Source organism: Cupriavidus sp. C3SS-1, assembly GCF_057073755.1.
Map to the genome: position 1 here is coordinate 66,356 of NZ_CP172701.1, position 21,738 is coordinate 88,093.

At 60.8% G+C, this 21,738-nt stretch carries 24 protein-coding genes and 1 pseudogene; 13 read left to right on the forward strand and 12 right to left on the reverse strand.

The window, feature by feature from the left end; translation table 11 throughout:
• Positions 1-64 precede the first annotated feature (64 nt).
• On the forward strand, positions 65-160 hold the full coding sequence (locus ACIGJC_RS28820; RefSeq protein WP_483714935.1) for a hypothetical protein: 96 nt from the start codon (positions 65-67) through the stop codon (positions 158-160).
• 32 nt (positions 161-192) lie between these two features.
• Here ACIGJC_RS28820 and ACIGJC_RS28825 read toward each other — a convergent pair whose 3' ends face one another.
• Positions 193-459 carry a hypothetical protein gene (locus ACIGJC_RS28825; protein ID WP_483714936.1) on the reverse strand — a complete coding sequence of 89 codons (267 nt, stop codon included), beginning with the start codon at positions 457-459 and terminating at the stop codon, positions 193-195.
• 104 nt (positions 460-563) lie between these two features.
• Between ACIGJC_RS28825 and ACIGJC_RS28830 the strand changes: the two genes are divergently transcribed.
• Positions 564-686 (forward strand): hypothetical protein, encoded by a 123-nt coding sequence (locus tag ACIGJC_RS28830; RefSeq protein WP_483714937.1) that lies wholly within the window; start codon positions 564-566, stop codon positions 684-686.
• Positions 687-837: 151 nt separating this feature from the next.
• On the opposite strand, the gene ACIGJC_RS28835 is transcribed toward ACIGJC_RS28830, so the two are convergent.
• The gene (locus tag ACIGJC_RS28835; protein ID WP_483714938.1) at positions 838-2,391 is read right to left on the reverse strand and encodes a winged helix-turn-helix domain-containing protein; all 1,554 of its coding nucleotides are present in this window, start codon (positions 2,389-2,391) and stop codon (positions 838-840) included.
• A gap of 115 nt (positions 2,392-2,506) precedes the next feature.
• Between ACIGJC_RS28835 and ACIGJC_RS28840 the strand changes: the two genes are divergently transcribed.
• Positions 2,507-2,971 (forward strand): cupin domain-containing protein, encoded by a 465-nt coding sequence (locus ACIGJC_RS28840; protein ID WP_483715186.1) that lies wholly within the window; start codon positions 2,507-2,509, stop codon positions 2,969-2,971.
• 319 nt (positions 2,972-3,290) lie between these two features.
• On the opposite strand, the gene ACIGJC_RS28845 is transcribed toward ACIGJC_RS28840, so the two are convergent.
• The 3 genes from ACIGJC_RS28845 to ACIGJC_RS28855 all read right to left on the reverse strand — a co-directional run bounded on the left by ACIGJC_RS28845 (position 3,291) and on the right by ACIGJC_RS28855 (position 6,377).
• On the reverse strand, positions 3,291-3,545 hold the full coding sequence (locus tag ACIGJC_RS28845) for an H-NS histone family protein (RefSeq protein ID WP_483714939.1): 255 nt from the start codon (positions 3,543-3,545) through the stop codon (positions 3,291-3,293).
• Between the two features lie 182 nt (positions 3,546-3,727).
• On the reverse strand, positions 3,728-5,068 hold the full coding sequence (locus ACIGJC_RS28850) for an H-NS histone family protein (RefSeq protein WP_483714941.1): 1,341 nt from the start codon (positions 5,066-5,068) through the stop codon (positions 3,728-3,730).
• Positions 5,069-5,162: 94 nt separating this feature from the next.
• Positions 5,163-6,377, reverse strand: a complete 1,215-nt coding sequence (locus ACIGJC_RS28855; protein WP_483714942.1) for a DNA-binding protein — start codon at positions 6,375-6,377, stop codon at positions 5,163-5,165.
• Between the two features lie 61 nt (positions 6,378-6,438).
• Between ACIGJC_RS28855 and ACIGJC_RS28860 the strand changes: the two genes are divergently transcribed.
• The 3 genes and pseudogenes from ACIGJC_RS28860 to ACIGJC_RS28870 all read left to right on the forward strand — a co-directional run bounded on the left by ACIGJC_RS28860 (position 6,439) and on the right by ACIGJC_RS28870 (position 7,547).
• A complete protein-coding gene (locus tag ACIGJC_RS28860; protein WP_483714943.1) occupies positions 6,439-6,660 on the forward strand; it encodes a type II toxin-antitoxin system Phd/YefM family antitoxin in 222 nt (73 codons plus the stop codon).
• Between the two features lie 83 nt (positions 6,661-6,743).
• Positions 6,744-6,938: pseudogene (locus ACIGJC_RS28865) on the forward strand (tyrosine-type recombinase/integrase); the annotation flags it as partial.
• Positions 6,939-7,286: 348 nt separating this feature from the next.
• Positions 7,287-7,547 carry an XRE family transcriptional regulator gene (locus tag ACIGJC_RS28870; protein ID WP_483714944.1) on the forward strand — a complete coding sequence of 87 codons (261 nt, stop codon included), beginning with the start codon at positions 7,287-7,289 and terminating at the stop codon, positions 7,545-7,547.
• A 37-nt stretch (positions 7,548-7,584) separates the two neighbouring features.
• Here ACIGJC_RS28870 and ACIGJC_RS28875 read toward each other — a convergent pair whose 3' ends face one another.
• A complete protein-coding gene (locus ACIGJC_RS28875) occupies positions 7,585-7,899 on the reverse strand; it encodes a LexA family protein (RefSeq protein WP_435386010.1) in 315 nt (104 codons plus the stop codon).
• A gap of 48 nt (positions 7,900-7,947) precedes the next feature.
• On the opposite strand from ACIGJC_RS28875, the gene ACIGJC_RS28880 reads away from it, so the two are divergent.
• A protein-coding gene (locus ACIGJC_RS28880; RefSeq protein ID WP_483714945.1) for an IS630 family transposase occupies positions 7,948-9,077 on the forward strand; the annotation gives its coding sequence in 2 pieces (ribosomal slippage) (positions 7,948-8,430 and positions 8,433-9,077; 1,128 coding nt in all).
• A gap of 154 nt (positions 9,078-9,231) precedes the next feature.
• Here the strand turns inward: ACIGJC_RS28880 and ACIGJC_RS28885 are convergent.
• The 5 genes from ACIGJC_RS28885 to acuI all read right to left on the reverse strand — a co-directional run bounded on the left by ACIGJC_RS28885 (position 9,232) and on the right by acuI (position 14,990).
• Positions 9,232-9,933: a hypothetical protein gene (locus ACIGJC_RS28885; protein WP_483714946.1), complete on the reverse strand. Its 702-nt coding sequence runs from the start codon at positions 9,931-9,933 to the stop codon at positions 9,232-9,234.
• A gap of 646 nt (positions 9,934-10,579) precedes the next feature.
• Positions 10,580-11,386, reverse strand: coding sequence for an SDR family NAD(P)-dependent oxidoreductase (locus ACIGJC_RS28890; RefSeq protein WP_483714947.1), 807 nt, complete (start codon positions 11,384-11,386; stop codon positions 10,580-10,582).
• Positions 11,387-12,085: 699 nt separating this feature from the next.
• Positions 12,086-12,991: an enoyl-CoA hydratase/isomerase family protein gene (locus tag ACIGJC_RS28895; protein WP_483714949.1), complete on the reverse strand. Its 906-nt coding sequence runs from the start codon at positions 12,989-12,991 to the stop codon at positions 12,086-12,088.
• Between the two features lie 98 nt (positions 12,992-13,089).
• On the reverse strand, positions 13,090-13,860 hold the full coding sequence (locus ACIGJC_RS28900; RefSeq protein ID WP_483714950.1) for an alpha/beta fold hydrolase: 771 nt from the start codon (positions 13,858-13,860) through the stop codon (positions 13,090-13,092).
• Between the two features lie 143 nt (positions 13,861-14,003).
• On the reverse strand, positions 14,004-14,990 hold the full coding sequence (gene acuI, locus ACIGJC_RS28905; RefSeq protein ID WP_483714952.1) for an acrylyl-CoA reductase (NADPH): 987 nt from the start codon (positions 14,988-14,990) through the stop codon (positions 14,004-14,006).
• 176 nt (positions 14,991-15,166) lie between these two features.
• Between acuI and ACIGJC_RS28910 the strand changes: the two genes are divergently transcribed.
• Positions 15,167-15,724 (forward strand): TetR/AcrR family transcriptional regulator, encoded by a 558-nt coding sequence (locus ACIGJC_RS28910; protein ID WP_483714954.1) that lies wholly within the window; start codon positions 15,167-15,169, stop codon positions 15,722-15,724.
• Positions 15,725-16,048: 324 nt separating this feature from the next.
• On the opposite strand, the gene ACIGJC_RS28915 is transcribed toward ACIGJC_RS28910, so the two are convergent.
• Positions 16,049-17,056 (reverse strand): zinc-dependent alcohol dehydrogenase family protein, encoded by a 1,008-nt coding sequence (locus ACIGJC_RS28915; RefSeq protein ID WP_483714956.1) that lies wholly within the window; start codon positions 17,054-17,056, stop codon positions 16,049-16,051.
• A gap of 200 nt (positions 17,057-17,256) precedes the next feature.
• On the opposite strand from ACIGJC_RS28915, the gene ACIGJC_RS28920 reads away from it, so the two are divergent.
• The 5 genes from ACIGJC_RS28920 (at position 17,257) to ACIGJC_RS28940 (ending at position 21,707) form a co-directional block, all read left to right on the forward strand.
• The gene (locus tag ACIGJC_RS28920) at positions 17,257-17,694 is read left to right on the forward strand and encodes a winged helix-turn-helix transcriptional regulator (RefSeq protein ID WP_483714957.1); all 438 of its coding nucleotides are present in this window, start codon (positions 17,257-17,259) and stop codon (positions 17,692-17,694) included.
• Positions 17,695-18,525: 831 nt separating this feature from the next.
• Positions 18,526-18,999 carry a DUF6841 family protein gene (locus ACIGJC_RS28925; RefSeq protein WP_483714959.1) on the forward strand — a complete coding sequence of 158 codons (474 nt, stop codon included), beginning with the start codon at positions 18,526-18,528 and terminating at the stop codon, positions 18,997-18,999.
• A gap of 31 nt (positions 19,000-19,030) precedes the next feature.
• On the forward strand, positions 19,031-19,834 hold the full coding sequence (locus ACIGJC_RS28930) for an alpha/beta fold hydrolase (RefSeq protein ID WP_483714960.1): 804 nt from the start codon (positions 19,031-19,033) through the stop codon (positions 19,832-19,834).
• Positions 19,835-20,115: 281 nt separating this feature from the next.
• Positions 20,116-20,718, forward strand: a complete 603-nt coding sequence (locus ACIGJC_RS28935; RefSeq protein ID WP_483714962.1) for a TetR/AcrR family transcriptional regulator — start codon at positions 20,116-20,118, stop codon at positions 20,716-20,718.
• 86 nt (positions 20,719-20,804) lie between these two features.
• Entirely contained in the window at positions 20,805-21,707 is a 903-nt protein-coding gene (locus tag ACIGJC_RS28940) for an SDR family NAD(P)-dependent oxidoreductase (protein ID WP_483714964.1), read from the forward strand.
• Positions 21,708-21,738 lie beyond the last annotated feature (31 nt).

A 21,738-nucleotide genomic window follows, 5' to 3' on the forward strand; every position in this document is an offset into this window, starting at 1 on the left:
TCCCAACGCCCTCGCCCCGCCCCCCAGCCGTGCCGGCGAACCACGCCGCATCAACATCCACGACGTGGCGCGGGCAGCAGTCGTCTCCTTGCTGACCGTCTCGCACGCGCTGAACGACCGCGGCGCGGTGAACCCGTGCCCGGTGTGTGTCCGGAACTGAGAGAGACAAGGGCTCGGCCCATAGTGCAAGAATCACGGTCCGCCGCTACCCCATTTCCGGGTAAGGAGTGTCTTCAAGAGGTCGTTCGGGCCGAGGACGAGAAGTCCTGCATAGGTGAATGTCACAAGACTGATCGCAAGCGGTAGCGGTCGCAGTTCCGCCAAGCCATGAATGCCGATGAACAGGCCAAGAGCGGCATCTGCGACGATGGCAATGGCAAGTGTCCTGCTCGGCCGTGACGACCAGAACGCGCGGCGCTCACGGACCGAGACGATGGAAAAGAGGGCGAAGAAGAGCAAGGTCTGGCATCCCTTGCCCCCAAGCGATCCGAATCGCGGGCGGATATGTTACGCCCTCCTCTCATTCGTAGCGGCCAACAGGTGTGGGGTTGCCGGAGAGCGTTGTGGATAAAGGCTTTCGGGGAAACCGCCAGATTTTGCACGAAAAGTACGATTACCCCGACGACCGCGTCACGGCGTTCCGGGCCATGGAGCAGCTGGTGGCGGGCTATCGGCGTGAAACCTGAGCGCCCGAGTGGGCGCGCATACCGCACCTAGCTGGCCAGTAGCCGGTAAGCGGTGCAAAGAAACGGCTTCATTGCATTTTCCCAAACGCGCGGCCCTGATGCGGGCGTTGGAGTGGTCTGGTCAGTGCAAGAGTCGGTGCAGGCTCAACTGCTATTGTGGCAACCCGGCGGCGCGAAGTGCATCGCCAAGGGATGCTGCAAGCGCAGCAGCACAGTTAACGCCGGCGAATTGGCGGTCATAATGAAACGTCGGGTGAAGTTCCAGGACTCTCGCCGCGGCCAGCCTAGCCTCCGTGATTCGCCCAAGTTTGGCAAGTGCCGCTGCCAATTGCACATAGGTGATGCTATGCGCGGGGTTGGCTTGAACGGACCGGTAAGCCGCACGAGCGGCATCTTCATAGCGGCCCCGGTGGAAATGACCCAATGCCTGCGCGTCAAACGCCGCCCAGGCCCAGGAATCGAAGGGGCTGAGACGCAAGCCCCGCTCGCTCCACTCTATCGCGCGCTCGGCTTCCCCGCCCCAACCGAAAATTACGCTGCCCAGAATGTACGTCAGTGCAGACGATGGACTGATGGCAAGCGCAGCTTCCAGCGCCGTGAAGGCGGCGGCGTGGTCGTGCCCGTCCATGCCGATAGAAAACCCGGCCCAGGTTAGGGCAAGCGCGTCGTCTCGTCCATGGATGATAGCCAAGCGGGCGTGCCGGATCGAAGCGGCACGATTAGCCTCCTGCAGGCCGGCGCGAAGGAATAAGCAATGGTGACACATCGCGGCATTACCGTGCGCAAGAGCATACGATGGCTCGAGTGCGATAGCGCGCTCAAGAAGCGCCAGTGCTCTTGTCACCTGCTCCGGCATGCCCGAATCGACGTCAGGCTGGGTTCGCAGGACAAGGTCGTAGGCATCGAGGCTTTCAGGGCGTTTGCGACTGACTCTCTTGATTTCGGCGCGTCGCAGGCTCGGCGCAATAGCGCCTACAACGGAATGTGCGATTTCATACTGAAGAGAAAAAATGTCGGCGTACTTATGATCATAGCGCTCCGCCCACACATTTGCTCCGCTGGAAGCGTCGATCAGTTGCGCGGTGATGCGGACGCGCTCGGGTGCCTTGCGAACGCTGCCTTCTAGCACGTATCGCACGCCTAGGTCGCGGCCCACCTGCTTCACGTCCACCATTCGACCTTTGTAGGTGAAGGTGGAGTTTCGCGCGATGACAAATAACCAGTTGATGCGCGACAAGCCGGTGATGATGTCATCGACAATTCCGTCGATGAGGTAGTCTTGATCGGTGTCACCGCTCAGGTTCGAGAACGGCAGAACTGCAATCGACGGCTTGTCAGGTAATGTCAGGGGCGGTGCGGCCAACACCGCAGTTGTTTGAAACTGATCGGTCGCCGTGACTGCCGGTCCGACATAGCGATAGCCCCGACGTGGCAAGGTTTCTATCCAATGGCCGCCCCCCGCCAGGTCCTCGAAGACTCGCCGCACAGCGGCAATCTGGACGGTCAGGTTGCTATCCTCGACCACCAGACCGGGCCAGGCTGCCTCTATCAAGGCTTCCTTGGAGATTAGCGCGCCAGCCCGTGTCGTGAGCAAAGCAAGCAGCGCAACCGCCCGCCCGCCGAGCGGCGTCGGCTCGGTGGCATGGAGCAATACTCCTGCATTAGTGTCGAGGTGAAACGGACCAAACTCCAGGATCTTCGCCATGGCTAAAGAAAATACCGTTTGCAAAAGTTTCGCAAGTATTTCGGAACGGCTTCACGACTTCCGGGCAACTATAGGGACATGCTTCAGGGAAGAAGCTGCGAATATGGAGGATCACATGAGCGCCAAGCCAGTCATTCGCATGCCCGCTGAAAATGAGGGAGTCACGCTGGGCAGTCATCCGATGGTCTTCCTCGTAACGGGAAAAGACACCAGGCACACTAGCATGTTCGATTGGACAATCCCGCCAGGTTTTGCCACTGGCCTTCATGTTCATCGGGTGCAGGAAGAGACCTTCTACGTGCTGGAAGGCGAGTGCGAATGGTGGCTCGGCGATCGGGTGGTTCGAGCCACGCGCGGAACCTACCTATTTGTTCCACCGGGGGTACCGCACAACATCACCAACGTCAGCGCCCAGCCCGCCCGCGTGCTCATGACCGTCTCGCCACCCGGACATGAGCACTACTTCAGGAAACTTGCCGAACTGGCCGCGCATGGAGGACACACTGACGCGGAAGCCATTGGCGAACTACGAGCACGATACGACACTGAACAGTTGTCGCCGTTGACAGCCAAATTTTAAGTCCGATTTCCAGCTCGTTCAACGTAAGGCCCGAGCTGATTATTGAGCACCCAATCCGGACTTGCCGTAGGTTGTGCGGGTTGTGCGCGAGCAGAGATCGCGTTGGCGATCAGACTCTACGACGTCAACGCTCTGCTTCACGAAGTTAAGGCGCCCTCTGATTAATGATGCGAGAATAGCTCGAATCGCGGTAGGAATGCCCTTTACTGAGCCCCCCACACAGATCCCGGCGTGCCCGATTCGGGCACCGGGCTCCTACCTTGGGTGTCTGACGGCAAAACGCCGGTCGGGCCCTGGATGAAGGATTCGAGGCGGCGGCCTATCCCACCCGGAAAAACTCGACGCTCTGCCCCGCATTGACGGCCCGCTTGAGCCACGACGGCATCTCACCCTGCCCGTCCCAAGTCAGCCCTTCCGCATTGCGGTAGCAGACCACCGGCGCCGGTGGTGCGGGCGGTGGAGGCGGCGGCGCGAAGCACCCCGCCGCGTCGAGGTCTTCCAAGGTGAGCCCGTAGTCGTCCATCTGCGCCTGGATCCAGCGGATCGCGTCCGCCCGCTCAGTCTTGGATGTCATCACTGCCGTCGCTGCCATCACCGCCGTCGTTGCCTTCGTCCTGATTGCCAGGCAGCGCCGCCGCCCCCCTGCTCGTTGCCCGGCTCGTCCCCTTGGGCTTCCTGCGCAGTGGCCGCCGAACTTCGGGCCTGCCGAGTTTGCTCAGAATTGGGGCGGACCGGCCGCGCCCGCCAACCTGTCGTTCAATCGATTAGGAAACGCTCGCGCTTCTTGCCAAGCCACGCGGGAGCCCGACCGCGTCCCGACCAGGTCTGGCCCGTCTTGGGGTTGCGGTACCTCGGACGCGGCGCGGCCTTCGTCTTGGTCGGAACAGCGCGGGCAGCGGGCTCAACACTGGGCTTGCCCGCAATGTCCTCCATGCTGAGGTCGTACTCCTGCATCCACTGCTGAATCTTCTCCACTACCTTTGGCACTTCCGTGGCTCGCAACCGCTCAAGTTGCGCATTGACCGATGCCAGTTGAGCGAGCAGTGAGGATTTGGACGGGCCTTGGGTTGCAGTAGGCGCTTGTTGCCCCTGTCGCGGCTTCCGGGTTCCCGTCTTCTGAGTCGGCGCTTCGGGGGCAGCCTCCACGCCAGGCCGTGCTCTCTGCTTCGGCCCGCGCTTCCGGGTTGGGGTCTCTTGCGTCGTGACTTCCGGAGCGGCAACTTCAGCCAGGATTTTCGGCTTCCGACCGCGCTTCGGGGTCCGCCTCTCTTCCGGCGCAGCTTCCGGAGCGGTGGTTTCGGTAAGCGCTTTCGGCTTCCGACCACGCTTCGGGGCCCGCGTCTCTTCCGGCGCAGCTTCCGCAGCGGCAGTTTCGGTGAGCGCTTTCGGCTTCCGACCGCGCTTCGGGGCCCGCGTCTCTTCCGGCGCAGCTTCCGCAGCGGCAGTTTCGGTGAGCGCTTTCGGCTTCCGACCGCGCTTCGGGGCCTGCGTCTCTTCCGGCGCTGCTTCCGGCGCGGCCGTTTCGGTGAGCGCTTTCGGCTTCCGACCGCGCTTCGGGGCCTGCATCGCTTCCGGCGCGGCTTCCAGTGCTGAGGCGTCACGCGGTGCGACCGGGGCGGCCGTTTCGGTCCGTTCGTCCTGGGCGGCAGCTTCCATCGGTTCGTCCGTGGCCAGGCCTTCAACCGGCGCTTCGGCCACGGCTTCCGGGGTCGCTGCCGAGGGCATGGCTGTCATGGGCGCTGCCGGCGCGTCCGATTCCGTCAACGCCTCCGAGGCGGTGGCTTCCCTCGATGCGTCCGGGGCCACGTCTTCCGTTGAAGCGTCCGGGGCGGTGTAAGGCCGCCGGCGCCGATAGGACACGGTCGCCGTCGGGCCGCTATCCCGGCTGGTGGACCAGAAGTCCATGCGTCGGGCCTGCGTGTCAGCGCTGCCGCCACCACCACTACCGACGCCTGCATCCCTGGCTTCCCCCATGATGGGATCCGCGTCGCGCATCGCCTCAGCGATGGGAAGCTCCATCTGACCAAGTCCGTCCGTCGCAGGGCTCGCGACCACGGGTTCCACCACTTGCTTCTGGGTCAATTCGTTCTCCTTCATGGAAGACACTGCCGGTGCAGACGCTTCCTGCTTCCATGGACGGTGAGACCTTGTCTCTTGCGTGTCGTTCGCTTCAGCGGATCGCGTTCCCTGCTCAGTCTTGGCTGTCATCGCTACCGTCACTACTGTCGTTGCCTTCGCCCTGATGGTTGGGTAGCGCCGCCGCCGGCTCGTCGCCCTGTTCTCCGGCCCGCGCATCCTGCTGCGCTTCCCCCTGACCGTCGCCCTGCGCTTCCGGCGCGGTCGCCGCCGAACTGCCGCCCTTGCGCCGCCTTCCACCACCGCCGTCCCGTTCGCGCGGCTCGACGCGCAGGGTGGCCAGCAACTGGCGCGCGAGCGCCGCTTCGGCTTCGGCCCGCTCGGCCCGGCGTTGCGCCGCGGCGAGTTCCGCCTGGACCGCCTCCAGGTCACCCGCTGTCTTGCGCTGCGCCTGCTCGGTGACCGCGAGTCGCTCGGCCAGCGCCGCGGCCTGCGCTTCGAGCTTGGCGCGCCCCTCCGCCTGCGCCACCGCGGCATCGCGCGCCTCGCTGCGTGCCGTCGCCAGTTCCGTGCGCAGGTCTTCGGCCGTGCGCTCGCTCTTCTGGCGCGCGGTGCGCTCCTGGTCGAGTTCGCGCAAGCTGCGCCGCTCGCTGGCTTCGGCGCGTTCCTGCGCGAGGGTCACCGCCTCGCGCGCCCGCTCCAGCTCCGTCGAGAATTGGGTGCGCAAGGCGTCCAGCTGGCGCCGGCCCGCCTCCAGCTCCGTGCGCCCCGCCTCGAGCCGGGCCTGCGTCGCGGCGTGCGCCTGCCGCTCGGCGGCCAGGTCCGCCTGCACGGTGTCGTGCGCCTGCCGGGCCTCCACTAGCTGGGCCGCGATCGCCGCGGCGTCCTCGCGCGCGGTGGCCGTCTCCGCGCGCGCCGCATCGCGCTCGGCTTCCGCTTCGCTCGCGGCGTGACGCGCCTCCGCGCGCAGCGTGGCCAGCTCGGCGGACGCGGCCTCGTTGGCCGACTGCCAGATGGTCTGGACCGCCTCGGCGGCGATCGACTTGAGCGCGTCCGGCAGATCCGGATGGTCGATGGTCACGCGCGTGCGCCCGCGCAACTCCTGCCAGAACGCCTGCAGCACCTCCGCGGGCGTGCCCATGCTGCCCTTGCGCACCAGGCTGTAGAGCTTGTTGGCGGTGGGCGTGACGCCGTAGCGGAAGAACAGCAGCCCGCAGACCTCGCGGTACAGCGCGCGGGTTTCGGGAAAGCGCCCGCGCAGCTCGGCAATGTCGTTGGCCATGGCGGCCTGCAGCGTGGCGTCGGTCAGGTCCAGGTCGGCGGCCGGCATCGGGGAAAAAAAGTGAATGATGTGAGGTATATTACTACGTAATACGATAAATAGCTAATGTTTGTTGTCATACTTTAGACATAACTGCGCTTATGTCTATGAATCTGGCTGGATTGCACTCCTGACTCCCGCCTCAGGCCAGCCCATGGCCCGGATCGTGCCGCTCGACAAGCCCAAGAGCCCGCGGCGCCTTGGTGGGCTGAAGGGCAAGATCCGCACGGCGGCGGACGACTTCGATGCCCCGCTCCCTGACGACTTGCTCGCGGCCTTCGAAGGACGGTAATGCGCAACCTGCTCGCGATACTCATGTGCTCCTCTGGGTCACGAATGCCCCCAAGAACTGAGCCAGGCCGAGAGGTGTTTGGCATGGCCGCGGCGCACTGGCTGCGCCACACCGCTGGCTCGCACATGACCGACCAGCAGGTCGACCTGCGCTTTGTGCGCGACAACTTCGGACACAGCTCGCTGTCGACGACAAGCGGTTACCTGCATAGCGAGGAGGATGCGCGGCATGAGGCCACGCAGGAGCGCCATCGGATCGGGTGGACCAGCGAGAACTAGCCACCGTCGCCACCTTTTCGCTTAAGCCTTGCAGGCATTCTGCAGTTTCGCGAACGTGAAATTATCGGGCCGGCCGGTTACCCTGGATACCGACCGGCAGGCGGAGGAGCCTGACCCCTCCCCTTCGCGGCCACCCCTTCCACTAGGCAGTGATCCACGCTCTCATCGGCCGGTCGTGGGCAGCCGTTCACAGCAAAAGCGGCGAGCGCGGTCAAGGGACCCGCGGGTCCCCTCTCAGTGTTTCCCCGAGATTGTATTGACATGCGCTTCACTGAATAATCGCGCCCTCAGCCACCATCACGCACGATGCAGAAAGGGGTTGTTGCCTAGCGAATGAAAGGAGTTCACATGTTTTGCTTCGAGTATGGAAAGAATAATGTCTATGCGCAGCTTGGCTTCGCAGACGCCGAAGAAATCCCGCTGAAAGCGAACATCGTGAAAGACATCACCGACCGCATCAAAGTGAGCGGGCTACGGTTGTCGGAGGCCGCCACCCTGCTTGACACCCCGCAATCGGATCTGCTCCTGGCACTGTGCGGGAAATTACAGTCCTTCCGCGCAGCCGAACTGCGCAACTGGCGGGATCGGCTAAGCCTTCCCTTGCGGTGATTTGGGCCGCCAATCGGAGGATCCATCGATCCCCGATCTAGTACCGCTGCACGGAGGTTTTGACAGTTTGGCTGGGTTGTAGGACAGGCAAGCAGTTGTGGTCAACGAGCAGTTCGATGCTGCGAGCGATGCCTGCTTGCCGGCGGATTAATCCATTGCGTTCGAGGTTGAGCACCATTTGGTGGACGGAAGGAGCCGTGACGGCGAAAAATCGCTGCATGTCGCGCTCGGCCGGAGAGCGGCCGTTTATCAAGCTGTAGGCCCAGATGAAGGCGAGATACTGACCTTGCTTGTCGGTGAAGCTCTGGCAGGCTGAGCGCTCGCCAGACAATGGAAGCGATTTCTGATTCATTCGGAACCCCGGTAGTCGAAGGAGGCTCCCCCGAAGGAAGCCATCCGGATGAATCTACGCTATCGAATCGAACTCGACCAATCCGAGTGTGAGGTGCTTGCTGCCATGCTAAGCGGCGGCAAGCACGCGGCACGCAAGCTCAAGCGAGCCCAGATCCTGCTTGCAGCGCACGCTGGCAAGGATGATGCGAGCATTGCCGCCACCGTGGCGGTTGGCGAATCCACGGTGTACCGCACCAAGCGTCGCTTCGTGGAGATGGGTCTGGACGCGGCGCTGAACGAACAGGCTCGGCCTGGGGCCCAGCGCAAGCTCAGCGGCAAGGAAGAGGCCCTGTTGATCGCCACCGCCTGCACCAACCCGCCAGCGGGACGTGCACGCTGGACGCTGGAATTGCTCGCCGACACGTTCGTCAAACTAACCGAGCACGAAGAGCTATCGCGCGAGACGGTACGCCGGCGCCTGGCCGAGAACGATCTGAAGCCCTGGCGCAAGGACATGTGGTGCATTCCCAAGATCGACGCGGAATACGTTGCACACGCATGGAAGACGTGCTCGACCTGTATGCCGAAACCCCAGATCCGCAGCACCCGGTGGTGTGCTTCGATGAAAGCCCGACCCAGCTCATCGGCGAAGTACGCCAACCGATTCCGGCCGAGCCGGGTAAGCCCTTGCGCTACGACTGCGAATACAAGCGCAACGGCACCGCCAATCTGTTCGTCTTCCTCGATGCACACCGTAGCTGGCGCAAGGTGAAAGTCACAGAACGGAGAACGGCAGATGACTTCGCCCAGTGCATGCGCGATCTGGTCGATATCCACTACCCCCATGCACCGCGCATCCGGATCGTGCTGGACAATCTGTCGACCCATACGCCGGCTGCACTCTACCAATCCCTGCCACCAGCGGAGGCACGCCGCATCCTGCAGCGAATCGAATTCCACTACACCCCCAAGCACGCCAGTTGGCTCAACATGGTCGAGATCGAAATCGGCGTGCTGCGAAGTCAGTGCCTAGATCGCCGCATCGACTGCCGCGACCGGCTGATCACCGAGGTCGCGGCTTGGGAGCAACTGCGAAACGCCAGCGGCGCTCGCATCAACTGGATGTTCTCTACCGAAAAGGCACGGGAAAAATTGGCCAAAGCCTACCCAGTACCTACCTCTGACAAACCGTCATAACCTCTGTGCGGAGGTACTAGGTCGTTTTCTGCTGGCGGTGTCAGTGCGGCTCACTAGGCAAGCCGGATACATGCCTGCAAGCCGTTTCGACATCACCGGCAAGAAGCCTGCAAAAGGCGTCGGGTCGATACACGCACCAAATCCGGTGCAGCGGCTAAGGCGAAGCCTGTGAGGTTTGCTCGAGCGGATCTGCAGCCGTCGTGTCGATACGCTGCATCTTATTGCCCTCAGTGATGTCCTGACGCATCACCGCACCAGTCACCGGGCAGAACCAGTCGGTGACTTCCATGTGCGAAGGCTCCGACAAGACTTGCTCGCCCGCGATGATCATCGGACCGATCGAAGCCACGCGCGTGTAGTGGATCGGCACGCATTCCGAAGGGCCTAGCGCGGTCTGAATGACCTGGCGTTTGCCCACTCGGCGCGAGGCTACCGTGACCGTCGCATGTGGGGCAACCAGCTTGCCGACTTCAACGCCCGAGTCACGGGCATAAATAGTGAAGGAAACACTCGATTCGACTGTGGCCCCACTAATGACGTCGCCCTCTCGCAGCGGCAAACCGCGGTATTGATAGTCCAGCAGGCCAAGCCCATCAACGGTAGTCGTGCCATACAGGCGTATGTAACGCGCCCAGGCGTTGACCGTGCCGCTGCCAATTATACCCGGCGGCGCCGCATCATCAGATGGCCGTAAGAGTAAGCGCTGCCTCTGCTCCGTGATGACAGGTGGGCCCATCAGCGCCGCCAGTGCCGTCTTGGATTGGATTTCCAGGTCGGCCTGGCACCCTGAAGCTGTGGGCAAGGGAGCCATTTGCGTGGATCGGCGTGACATGGGCATTTCGCCATCGGCTTCCATCTGCAGTCGCATTCCTCGCGGGAACCAGATCGAGCTACAGACATTTGCATCCCCTGCCGCCTCCGACTGGTCGCCCGATGCTGCCATGGCCGCAGTCGCCACACTCAAAAAGAGGCAGACGATGAGCCAGCTAGCTCGCCACGGCCAATAGAAGGGATCACGGAGTAGCGAGCAAGGTCCGCGCCCCGCGGCGCAAACAAGGCGTGCAAGCTCCTTGGAACCCAACACGTAACGCAAGCCGTGCTCGGACTGCATTGCCGCTCCGGAATGTCGAGATCTGGTGAAAAGCCGCAACGTTGGCTTGGCTGCTTTCCTCCTGGCACTACACCTTGTCAGTGTAGTCCGTATGAACGATAACTTGACCTTCAACCTCGATACTCCATTCGCGCAGTGCACGCACCCGTCGATGTATCGCACTGTCCGACAGGCAAAGAAACCCTGCGCCACAGGAGGAGAAGGCCACGTGCACGCGATGTTCTATGAGCATCTCGAGGCCAGGCTAAGATGAGCGAGGAACGGTCGCTTGCAGCATGTGGCGACCTCGAACTGATCGAACACATGATCAGTCGCGCAGTCGGGCGCGTTCGATGAAGCGCCCGACGTCCTCCTCGACCCTTGCGCGAAGGGGCACGCTCCGCCTTGACGTTCAGGCTTTCAGATAACGCGGTGCAGGGCGTCCCGTCTGCGTTGCCGCGAAGAGCTCGACTCGAGCGGCATCGAACTTGGTCCACAAGCTTTCATCCGCCACCGATGGCCAGGTGACCGGCTCACCCTTGTCGAACCCGGCCAAGGCCGCCTCAACCATGTCTTCGGCAGTCATCACCTTGTCCTTGTCAATGGTTGCCAGTGGTACGCCCGACACGCCCTCGGTCCAGATTTCCGTTGCAGTCACGCCTGGGAGGACAAGTTGCACCCTCACGCCGGTCGTCGCGATCTCATTCTGAAGCCCGCGGGTGAAGGCCAGCACGTAAGCCTTCGTACCGCTGTAGACTGCGCTGATAGGCAGGTACTGGATGGCAAGGATCGAAGCAATGTTAATGATGGCGCCCTCGTTCCGCGAAAGGAATGGTGGCAGCGCCGCATGGGTCAGGCGCGTCAAGGCTACGACGTTCAACGAGATCTGGGACAGCGAATCGCTGACCGCCGTTGCGGCGAGCGGGCGCACCTTCGACACGCCGGCGTTGTTGACGAGCAGGCGGATGCTCTGATCCCGCGCCAGGATAGCTTCGACCTCTGCGAGATCGGCGTCTTTCTCGAGGTCAGCCGCCAGCGTCTGGACGTTGACGCCGTGCGCCTTGGAGAGCCGCTCCGACACGGCTGCGAGTCGATCAGCGCGACGCGCCACGAGGATCAGGTTGAAGCCGCGAGCGGCGAGGCGATCGGCATAGACAGCGCCAATGCCTGAAGAGGCGCCGGTGACGACCGCGGTCTTGTTGGTGGTGGACATGGACATCTCCTATTGATGGGACTGGACAGATCGAAAGGCCAGTCGATGGTTTTGACCTTATGGTCACAGTGCTCTATTGCGCGGGTGTTCACGCCACGCCTCGCGCTATCGCGATACTCGGTGCGTGCTCCTCGAGCTTGCTTATGATCGACTTCAGGTGGACGTTGAAGGCTTCCACCGTGATGCCGAGCTGTCGGCCAATGACCTCGTTGCACTGCCCTTCGGCAATAGACGGCCAGCTCCTCTATTCACGAGGCCTGCGCACTACTCGCGCAGGCTCGGCACCCCGGCCCCCAAGCACTGGCCCGATATAGCGCCCCCCCCCGGTGAGTTGCTCGCTACGGTCTCGCTGGGTTCGGCAAGGCCGGCGCTGCTAAAGGCATAGCCGTAAGCCCCGGCGCCGAACGCCTTGCAAACAACGCGTCCCCGGGGAGACGCTTCCAGCAGCGGTTCGCGGCCATCACGGAGCACTGGGCTTCGCTGCGCCCAGTTCACGACGTCGTCGCCGATGCCCTTGCTAAGGCAAGCAAAAGCATCGCGTCCATAGATGAACGCCCCTACGTCCGGCGCTCTCATAAGCACCGCGGACGCACACTGAGCGGGAAACGGGTCCTTGTGCACGCCTTACATGCGGGAAAACGGCCGCCGATTAGGCTGGCGCCATCCTCCCGTCCCCTCATGTAAGTCATTCAGTGCGCCTGACGGCTACTGTCCGAGCTTGCCCAGGTAGTCGCCGAGTTGCAACTCGAAATCAATCCCCTTCTCGGCCACGACCTTCCCGAGTTTTGGCCTGCGAGCGAGGAAGCCCTGCCACGCAAGGGAGCGGCTGTACTCGCCGTAGGCGGCGTGCAGGTCTGCATCCGGCGGCAGAGTTGCCCGATTGACCTGGGCCTTAGCCGCAACGAGAGCCTCCTTGTCGAAAGAAGCCAGACGCGACGCGACTGCCTCGACAAAGCGATCCAGGTCGGCATCAGGAACAGCGCGCGTGACCCAGCCGTAGCGTTCGGCCGTGTCGGCGTCGTAGTCCTGGGCGCTTAGGATGGCCTCCAGGGCACGGTCGCGGCCGATCAAGCGCGGCAGCCGCTCCGACCCACCGCCGCCGGGCAGGATGCCGGTGCCAACCTCTGGCTGGGAGAAATACGCTTGCTCCTTGCTCGCGTACCGCAGGTCCATCGCCAGGCTCAGTTCGTTGCCCCCACCCCGGGTACGGCCCCGGATAGCACCAATGCTGATGAAGGGCGCCTTGGACAACCGAACCACAAGGTCTACCCAGGCAGGCGTGGAATCGTTCCCAGGTAAGTTGGGGAATTTCGCCGCCTGGCGCAGATCGAAGTGGTTGTAGAAGAAGCGCGGCGTGCTGCTGGTGAAGATCACGACTTGAACCGCGGGATCCTCGCTCAAGGTCTTTACCACCTCATGCAACTGTGACACGGTCTCGGGCACAATCAGATTGACAGGGGGGTTGGCGAACACGACTTTGCGGATCTTCGGCGACACGACCTCCACGGCGACCATGCTGTTTAGCGTCGCGGTCGGCGCTTGGGCCTGTGCGGGCCCAACATAGGTCGGCACGATGGCTGCGGCCGCGATTAGTTTGGTAAAGAATTTCATTTGCCCTTCTCCTTATTGCCCAAGGAAGGTGCTGACTTCTGCAGCGAACTGCTCGGGGTGCTGGAACAGGAAGGCATGCCCAGCGTCGGAGTAGATGCTCAGCGTCGAGTTCGGAATGTGCTGCGCCAGCAGGTGCGTGTTACGGTCGGCACCATGATGTCGTTGTCGCCATTTGCGACCAGAGTGGGCTGTTTGATGGCGGCCAGCCGGGTCAGTTTCGTGGGTTCAGGGATGCCCCAAGTGGAGATGGCGGTCAGTTGTGCATCACGCGTAGCAATGCTGACGGGCAGGTCGCGATCCGTTTGGCGCAACTGACGGCGACGAAGGAACTCGATGCCCTTGGCGCGGCTTGTATCGCTTTTCTCGAAGAAAATGGTCAGCACATCTTCCGCGTCGCTCTTCTCGGCGAGTGCAACCTTCAGGACCTCAGGGACGTACATGTGCATGTCCTGTCCGCCCTGCGGGCCAGTCCCCGCGAGCACCATGCGGCGAACCTGATGGGGCCGCATCAGCGCGAACTCCTGGGCAATGAACCCGCCGAGCGAGAAGCCGAACAGGTCGCAGCGCTCGAACTTCAGCGCGTCGACGAACGCTATGGCGCCGTGCGCCATCTCCTGGATGGTGTTGGGCGTCGCGCCACTGGAGCTACCGACACCAACGTTGTCCATCAGGATGACCTCTCGCTGCTCGGAGATCGCGTCCACGAGCGCCGGATCCCAGTTGTCCAAGTTCGCGCGGTAGTGAACGAAGAAGATCAGCGGCAAAGTATTGCCGTCGGCCTTGCCGAATCGCCGATACGCGTACTTGATGCCGTTACTGCCTTCAATGGTGAGATTTGGGGTATTAACCTGCCCAGGCTTTGTTGTCATTTCGTGTCCTTGGTTCATACAACCGGGCTGTGCCTCAGCCTCAGCGGCAGAGCCACACCCAGATGAATCTGACCGGTCATCTTACTAGGGCAATGGTTGTCTCATCAAATGGGTTCGCCCTCGCCCCCGGCCTTCTGAGCGCCTTAGGCGTTCACGTCGACGAGCGTGCGTCCGCGCACTTCGCCTTTCAACACCTGCACTGCGCGGCCCGCCGCCTCATTCAGGCCGATGACGGTGGCCATGCTGTCGAGCAGACCCGGATCGAGATCAGTGGCGAGACGAGACCAGGCCTGCTCGCGGATTGCCATAGGTGCATTCACCGTGTCGATTCCGCTCAGCGTTACACCCCGAAGGATGAACGGTGCCATGTTGCCCGTCAGGTCCATGCCCTGCGCGAGGCCGCAGGCGGCCACCGTTCCACCGTACTTGGTCTGTGCGAGCACATTGACGAGCGTATGACTTCCAACGGTGTCGACGGCACCGCTCCATCGCTCGGCGCCGAGGGGACGCTGTGGCGGGCTGGACAGAGTAGCCCGATCGATGATCTCGGCCGCGCCCAGCGAGCGCAGGTAAGCCTCTTCGGATACGCGGCCGGTTGACGCGAGGACCCGATAGCCCAGTTTCGCAAGGACGGCGATGGCCACGGACCCCACGCCGCCAGCAGCGCCAGTAACGATCACGTCACCGCTGCGCACGCCCCCGCGCTCAAGGGCGAGCACACTCAGCATGGCCGCGAAGCCGGCGGTGCCGATGGTGGCCGCCTGACGAGTGGAGATGTTCGCCGGCAGTTTGACCAGCCAATCCCCACGTACACGGGCCCGCTGCGCAAATCCGCCGTGGTGCGTAGCGCCGAGCTCGTAGCCGTTCAAGACCACCTTGTCGCCAGACTTAAAGCCTGGATGGGCCGACGCTTCGACGGTGCCCGCCAGGTCGATACCCGGGATCATCGGGAACCTTTTGATGAAACCGCCGAGCCTGGTGATTGCAAGACCGTCCTTGTAGTTGACGGTCGAGTAATCCACCTTGATCGTAACGTCGCCTTGATCGAGGTCTGCATCCGTCAGCTCCGCGACCTGAGCCGCGAGCTTGCCGTCTACTTCCGTGACCTGTACGCCTTTGAACGTTTCCATACCTCTCCTCTATACACGGATGTTCGCCCACGCCAACTGACGTGGTCGCAGTCGCAGTATAAGACGATCGGTCATATTGTGCATTCCACTGGAGGCAGGCACAATGACGCCGTGACATAGAACTGCGCACGGGAGCCAATTAAGACATGGGAAGAGTGAGCGTTAGACCACAGCTTGTGGATGCTGCGCTGGAAGTTTTCCAGACGCAAGGCTTCAATGCCTCAAGTGTTCAAGACTTGACGGAAGCCGCCGGCGTGCCTAAGGGCTCGTTCTATAACCATTTTGAAAGTAAGGAAGAACTGGCGCTTGAGGCGTTAAGCGTCTACGTCAGTCAGCACGGAATCGAAATCCTGCGCGACAAGAAATATGAGCCACTTGAACGATTGAAGCGCCACTTCCGTGCCAATTGGAATGTGGTGCGCGAACGCGGCTACCGCAGTGGTTGTTTGTTGGGTTCGCTGAGCTCAGAAATGGCCGACTCTCATGAAGCGGCAAGGGTTGAGTTTGCGAAGTATTACCGGGGCTGGTCTGCAGAAATAGCGAGAGTTATTGGGGAGGCGCAGGCCGCGGGAGGGATCAGCGATTTGATCGACCGACAGGTCCTCGGTAGATTCGTGCTAAACGCTTGGCAAGGGGCGCTAATCCGAGCAAAAGTCTCGAAAGACGAGGAGGCATTCAAGGATTTTCTGACTGTCACCTTTGGTGTGATCTTAGCTCCGAAACTCAAGGGCTGAGCAACCGGCTTGCTCGCCAACCGGTCTGTGTGACTTAATCCACCTAGACAGGATAGCACTAAAGAAAGCGCTTACTTGTTGGGAGGGCGCGTAGCCCCCCCGGCAGCAAGGATCATGGTGGACGCATATCAATCGCGTCTTCCGAGACGGGACCAGTTCCCGCGCTTTGTTTTAGGCCCGCAACGGCAGCTGTGATAACCGAGCACTGTCCGTCTGCGCAATGCGTCCCAGTCGTGACCGGGCGCCGATGTCGATTGGAGGCGGCAAAACCGTCTGAAAACGCCTGCTCCCGAAGATGAAAGGCGACTTCCGTCGCCCGACCCTTCAAATCGACAGGCAAACTTTGCCAAAATGCTTGCCAGCCGCCTGGTAGCGAAACGCGTCGGCAATCTCCTCGAGTGGGAACGTGCAGTCAATCGCGGGTTTGATGCCAGTGGCTTCGATCGCGCGAATCATGTCGACCTGATTCTTGCGGCTGCCGACAATGAGCCCTTGCAATTTCTGTTGACGAAGCATCAGAGAAACCGTCGGCACCTGACCGGTTACGCCGGTCAATACGCCGATCAGCGCGATGTGGCCACCGATCCGGCAGGCGCGGATCGACTGGCCGAGCGTGTCCGGACCGCCCACTTCGACAACATTGTCGACGCCGCGACCGCTCGTGATTTCGAGTACCTTCGCGGCCCAGTCAGTATCGCGCCGGTAGTTGATCAAGTGATCTGCTCCTAGTGCGCGGGCCTTCTCCAACTTCTCGTCGGATGACGAGGTGGCGATCACCGTCGCGCCCATCCGCTTCGCAAACTGCAGCGCGAAGATCGAGACGCCCCCCGTACCCTGTACGAGCACCGTATCGCCGGCCTTCAGCGCGCTGTCGACAACCAGCGCACGCCACGCGGTCAGTCCGGCAGTAGTCAACGTCGCAGCCTCCGCATGGCTGTAGCCTCGCGGCGCGAGCGTGAACCATTGCGCTGGGCGGACGACGGTTTCCCGCGCGTATCCATCGACACCGTCGCCCGGAGTCGTCGAAAAATCGGCTTGTGTCGGACTGCCGTCAAGCCAGTTTGGGAAAAACGTTGATACGACCGCGTCACCGACCGAAAATTCGGTCACGCCATCGCCGATCGCTTCGACAACGCCTGCGCCGTCCGACATGGGGATGCGACCGTCTTCGGTGCGCATGCGTCCTGTGACCACGCCCAAATCATGGAAATTGAGCGAGCTTGCGTGGATGCGCACACGGATTTCTCCCGGCGCCGGCGAACCGGGATCGGCGAGATCCGCGAGTTCGAGGTGCTCCAATGTAGCGGGTTGGCGCAAAGTAACGGCTTTCATCGTAGTAACTCCTGGTGGTCGATTGACGGGTGCCTTGCGCGATGCGGCTTCTGCGTCGAGTAGGCGATTGCGCGCATTGATCGGTGCGCGTGGCCGCGGGAGGTCCGCGACCATCTGCATCATGATTTTCCGAGGCTACGTTGATTACCGCAAGAACGTACAATTAACACGGGTACTATCAATCATGTAGGTATAACGCTATGCGACCGAAACGCCTGGACAGCAAGAGTGGCTGCGCCGTCGAAGTGACGCTCTCCGTGATCGGTGGCTTATGGAAACCGGTGATCCTCTTTCATCTGTTGCGCGAGAAGAAGCGATTCATGGAACTTACACGACTGATGCCGAACACGACGCAACGCATGCTAACGCTGCAACTTCGCGAACTGGAGGCGGACGGCATTGTTGCGCGCCACGTCTATCCGCAGGTCCCGCCAAAGGTCGAATACGAGTTGACGCCCTTCGGTGAAACGCTCGCACCGGTGCTGATCAGCCTGAGGGAGTGGGGCGACTCCTATAGGGCACGCCGCGCGAAAGAAGCCGCGCCAGGCACGGGGGTCCAGAAGGCTACAGAGACGCACCGCCTTCGCACGAAAAGACCTGAGGACAGCAGTGTCGAGATGTCGGACTGTGGACCTTGAACAGTGCCACTCCGCCTCCAAGGGAATGGATCGCACGCGAAAAACTGATCGACAACGCCAAGTCGCCGCCGTTACGTGCGCCACTACGATTACACCGCCACAATGACACCTCGTCCGGGTTCCCCGGGATCAGCAGGTTGAAAACATAAAAGCTCAGCATTGGTTCTCCTCGCATGAACAACGTCCGCCCGAACTGCCCCGTCGGTGAGACCTACGTTCTCGAGAATGCGGTAGGTATGAAAGGGACGGGAGCGCAACCGTCGACAAGGTATTCGATGATTCAACGAGGACAAGGTGATGACGGCCGAAGATATGGGTTGACGCTGCCTTGCCCGAGTTCGACAAAGGTGAGCCGGTCACGTGGCCAGGTGGCCGATTAAAACCTGTGGACTTCGATGCGGGCCCGCAACGAGCTCTTCGCAGCGACGGAGACGGGACGTCCGGCACTGCGGTATCTGAAGGCCTAAACATTAAGGCGGTGCGGAAGCAACCCGCCCCTCTTCCCAAGGACGAAACGCCTTGCACTCCAGCGAACGTAAGCGTTGCAGCACACCGCGTGTCCCCGCTGCCAAGCTGGTACACCGTCCATTGGACTTCACCTGGGTACTGACAGCGTCCGCTTTAGGAAAGTAAAATTTGGGCTTGAAACCTAAGACGACCAGTCATATTATAAGGCCTGGGGAAGCGCCGCAAGGAGGTGCTTGTGATTGTCGAGCCACTTCCTCACGCGTGCGACGCTTAGCGAAGGAACCAATCGATCCGTCGTGAAGCAGTGTGGTATGCGGAGGCAGTCCCGCGTATGTATTAACCCCAACCCCAAAGGCATTAGGTATGGCAACCCGGCTTGAAGAAAAGCACACCCTTGAAGAGGTATGGAACTGGTTCTTTGAAGACTATCTCCCACGCTGGACCGCAGCGGGTGAGCAGGGAGAAGACTCTTCGTTCATTACCGATTACTGGGGCGCACCATTATGGGTGAGCATCGATGACAGCCCCGTCGTCTTGGCAGCGACAGAAGCGCAAGTTCCTGGAATTCTAAGTCCTATTCATGTCCGACTTAAGGCTGCCGGCTACAGCCACACTTCCGTACTTGACCGCCAGGTCACAATCTTCAACAAAAACAGCGCACAGGTTCGTGCGATTTGGTCTCGCCAACGATCCGACGGATCGGAAATTGAGCGCTGCGCCGTGAGTTTCAATCTCATGAGACGCGAAGACGGCTGGCGTATTCTGCACATTCAGCAAAAGGCCACAGATGCGTCCAAGCTGACCGAAGTCTGGTCCGTGCATAGCACTCTTTCTTGATGACGTTCCACCTTGACACTTGAGTTGAACAATGTCGAAACGCGAATTTGTACGTAAAGTCACGCCTTCTGGCGTTGAGTATCTCTCCGACGGCGGAAGCAGCGAGCGGTTGCTGGTATTTGTTCACGGCTGGCGCGACAGCGCGTTGGGCTGGCAGTGGGTAATCAACAACCTCGAGCCGGAAGGAAGGTGGCGGGTCATCGCGGTGCAGCGAAAAGCCGCCGAACGCAGCGACGCAGACACGGCAGCTTTGCTTGAAGACTATGCGGACCAGGTCATAGATGCAATTTCCGATTGCGCTGCGCCGGAAAGCCAAATAGTGCTGGTCGGTCAATCAATGGGAGCGGCTGTTGCCGAATTAGCGGCATTACGAATCGGCAGTCGGCTCCGGGGTCTGGTGCTCATTACGCCTGCTCCGCTCGCTGGCACTCCCCTTCCACTCGAAGCCCGGAAAGCGTTTGAGGCCGGTGCACGTGATCTGGACCGAGTCAACGCTGGGCTCAGTCGCATCGATTTGGCCGTAAACGTCAGCGCTGAGGCTCAATTGCGAATGATTCTTGCCACACCCGCGGAGTCGGAGCGTTCTACGTTGCAGACACTAGCATCCTGGCTTGGTGGGCACCCTGCGGGTCAGCAGCCATCACTTGTGACTGTGCCAACGCTTGTGCTGGTAACGGATGACACGGCCTTTCCTGAAGAGATGCTGCGCGAAGCGGTTGCTCCACGCTTCAAGAACGTCCGAATTGGCGAGGTACGCAACGCGGGACATTTTCCGCATCTTGAGCGGCCTGAAGAGGTAGCCAGAGCAGTCACAGGCTTCGTGTCGGCTTTTTGATACAAAGGGCTTTTGGGCACAGAGTTTAGCTCTTGGCGCCTGGTGTCACTTCCATTCGCTTTCAACACTCAGACAGACGCAGCAACGTTCTATGAACCTCTACAAGTTGCGATCCTACTTGACAACATAAGTCAAACGGTCTAATTATTGGAGTCAACGAAGTTGCTTGTACCAGGTGCCCGTAAACATCGGTAAGGCTCCGTGGTGGTCAGTATATCGGCGTAGCCGTAGCGCGAAAGCCGAAGTGATGTGCGATTGATAGTCTCAGGAGGTAGATAGGTTTGGCAAATGCGGCTCCTAACAAACGCGGGCTTGAAACACGGTCTAAGCTGCTAACGGCGGGCGTGTCAGAGTTCCATTCCCATGGATTCAATGGCGCAGGGATTGATGTTATCGCCAAGACGGCAGGCGTTCCGAAGGGATCGTTCTACAACCTGTTCGATAGCAAAGAAGCTTTTGCCGTCGAGGTGATCGACCGTTATTTCGAGCTTGGCCAGAGCAAGCTTAACGAGTTTTTCGGCAACGAGGATCTTCCACCGCTAGATCGGCTGAGGGGGTACTTTTACGAACGCATTAGCCACTTCGTAAAGCTTGGGTTTCGACGGGGCTGCATGATGGGCAACCTTACGTTAGAAACTGCCGACGAGAGCGATCTCATTCGTAGTCGGCTTGCAGAAAACTTCAAGCAATGGAGCGCGACCTTCGCCGCCACAATCCAAGATGCACAGGAAGGCGGCAGCATAAAGAACCGCATGCCCGCGTCTGTTTTAGCCGACTTCATACTCAACAGTTGGGAAGGCGCGCTGCTGAGAATGAAGGCAGAGAAAAGCGTCAAGCCGCTCGAGGAAGCGACTGAAGTTATCTTCCAAGTCATTCTCGTTTAAGGTTCTGAATCGGCAATATACTGCGCGCCTGACCGACTGTCTTGCGACCAAGCTGAAATGATAGACGCAAGGGGCGCAAAGACTTATTGCTGCCCGCTGATAAAGCGACCGGTCTACTTTTATTACCACTTTATCGCTGCGGCGGCTCGACGGACTCGTTCACCAAAACGGTGGTCAACCTGCTTTATCCGAATCTACTCATGGCCAAAACGAAATTTCCCACTGCCCTAATCACGGGTGCGTCCACCGGAATCGGCGCCGCCTACGCGGACCGCCTGGCAAAGCGAGGGTATGACGTCATCCTTGTTGCCAGAGACGAGGCGAAAATCAACGACTTGGCATCACGTCTGAAACAGGACTACGGTGTTAGCGCGGAGCCATTCCGTACCGACTTGACTGATGACACCGACCTAGCGGTCTTGGCAAAACGCGTCTTCGAAGATACCTCGATCGGCCTGCTTGTGAACAATGCCGGTGCCGCCACTCCTGGTGGCTTCTTGGGTTCCGACATCCAAGCAATCGTCCAAGTGTTGAAGCTCAATATTAATGCGCTGACGGAGCTCGCCCACGCCGCGATTTCGCGCTTCGCAAGTGAGAGTGGTGGAACCATTATTAATGTCGCTTCGGTGCTCGCGCTCCGTCCTGAGTTCCCAATGGGCGCCTATCCGGCTACGAAGTCTTATGTCCTCACCCTATCTCAGTCGCTGCAAGCTGAATTTGGCACCAATGGAATTTACATCCAGGCGGTCCTTCCTGGAGGTACCAGAACTGAACTTTGGTCGCGGTCTGATCGGGACGTGAGCCAGAACCCAAACTTTATGGATGTCGACACACTTGTAGACGCCGCCCTAGTCGGCTTCGATCGCAGGGAGCCGGTCACCATCCCGCCACTTCCGGATCCGGACATGTGGCAAGCATATGAAGCGGCACGCAATACTTTCGCCTCCAACGTGCAACACCCTCACCCAGGCGTACGCTATCTGAGCTGATTCGATATCCAGTCGGCAGGCCATCGAGCTA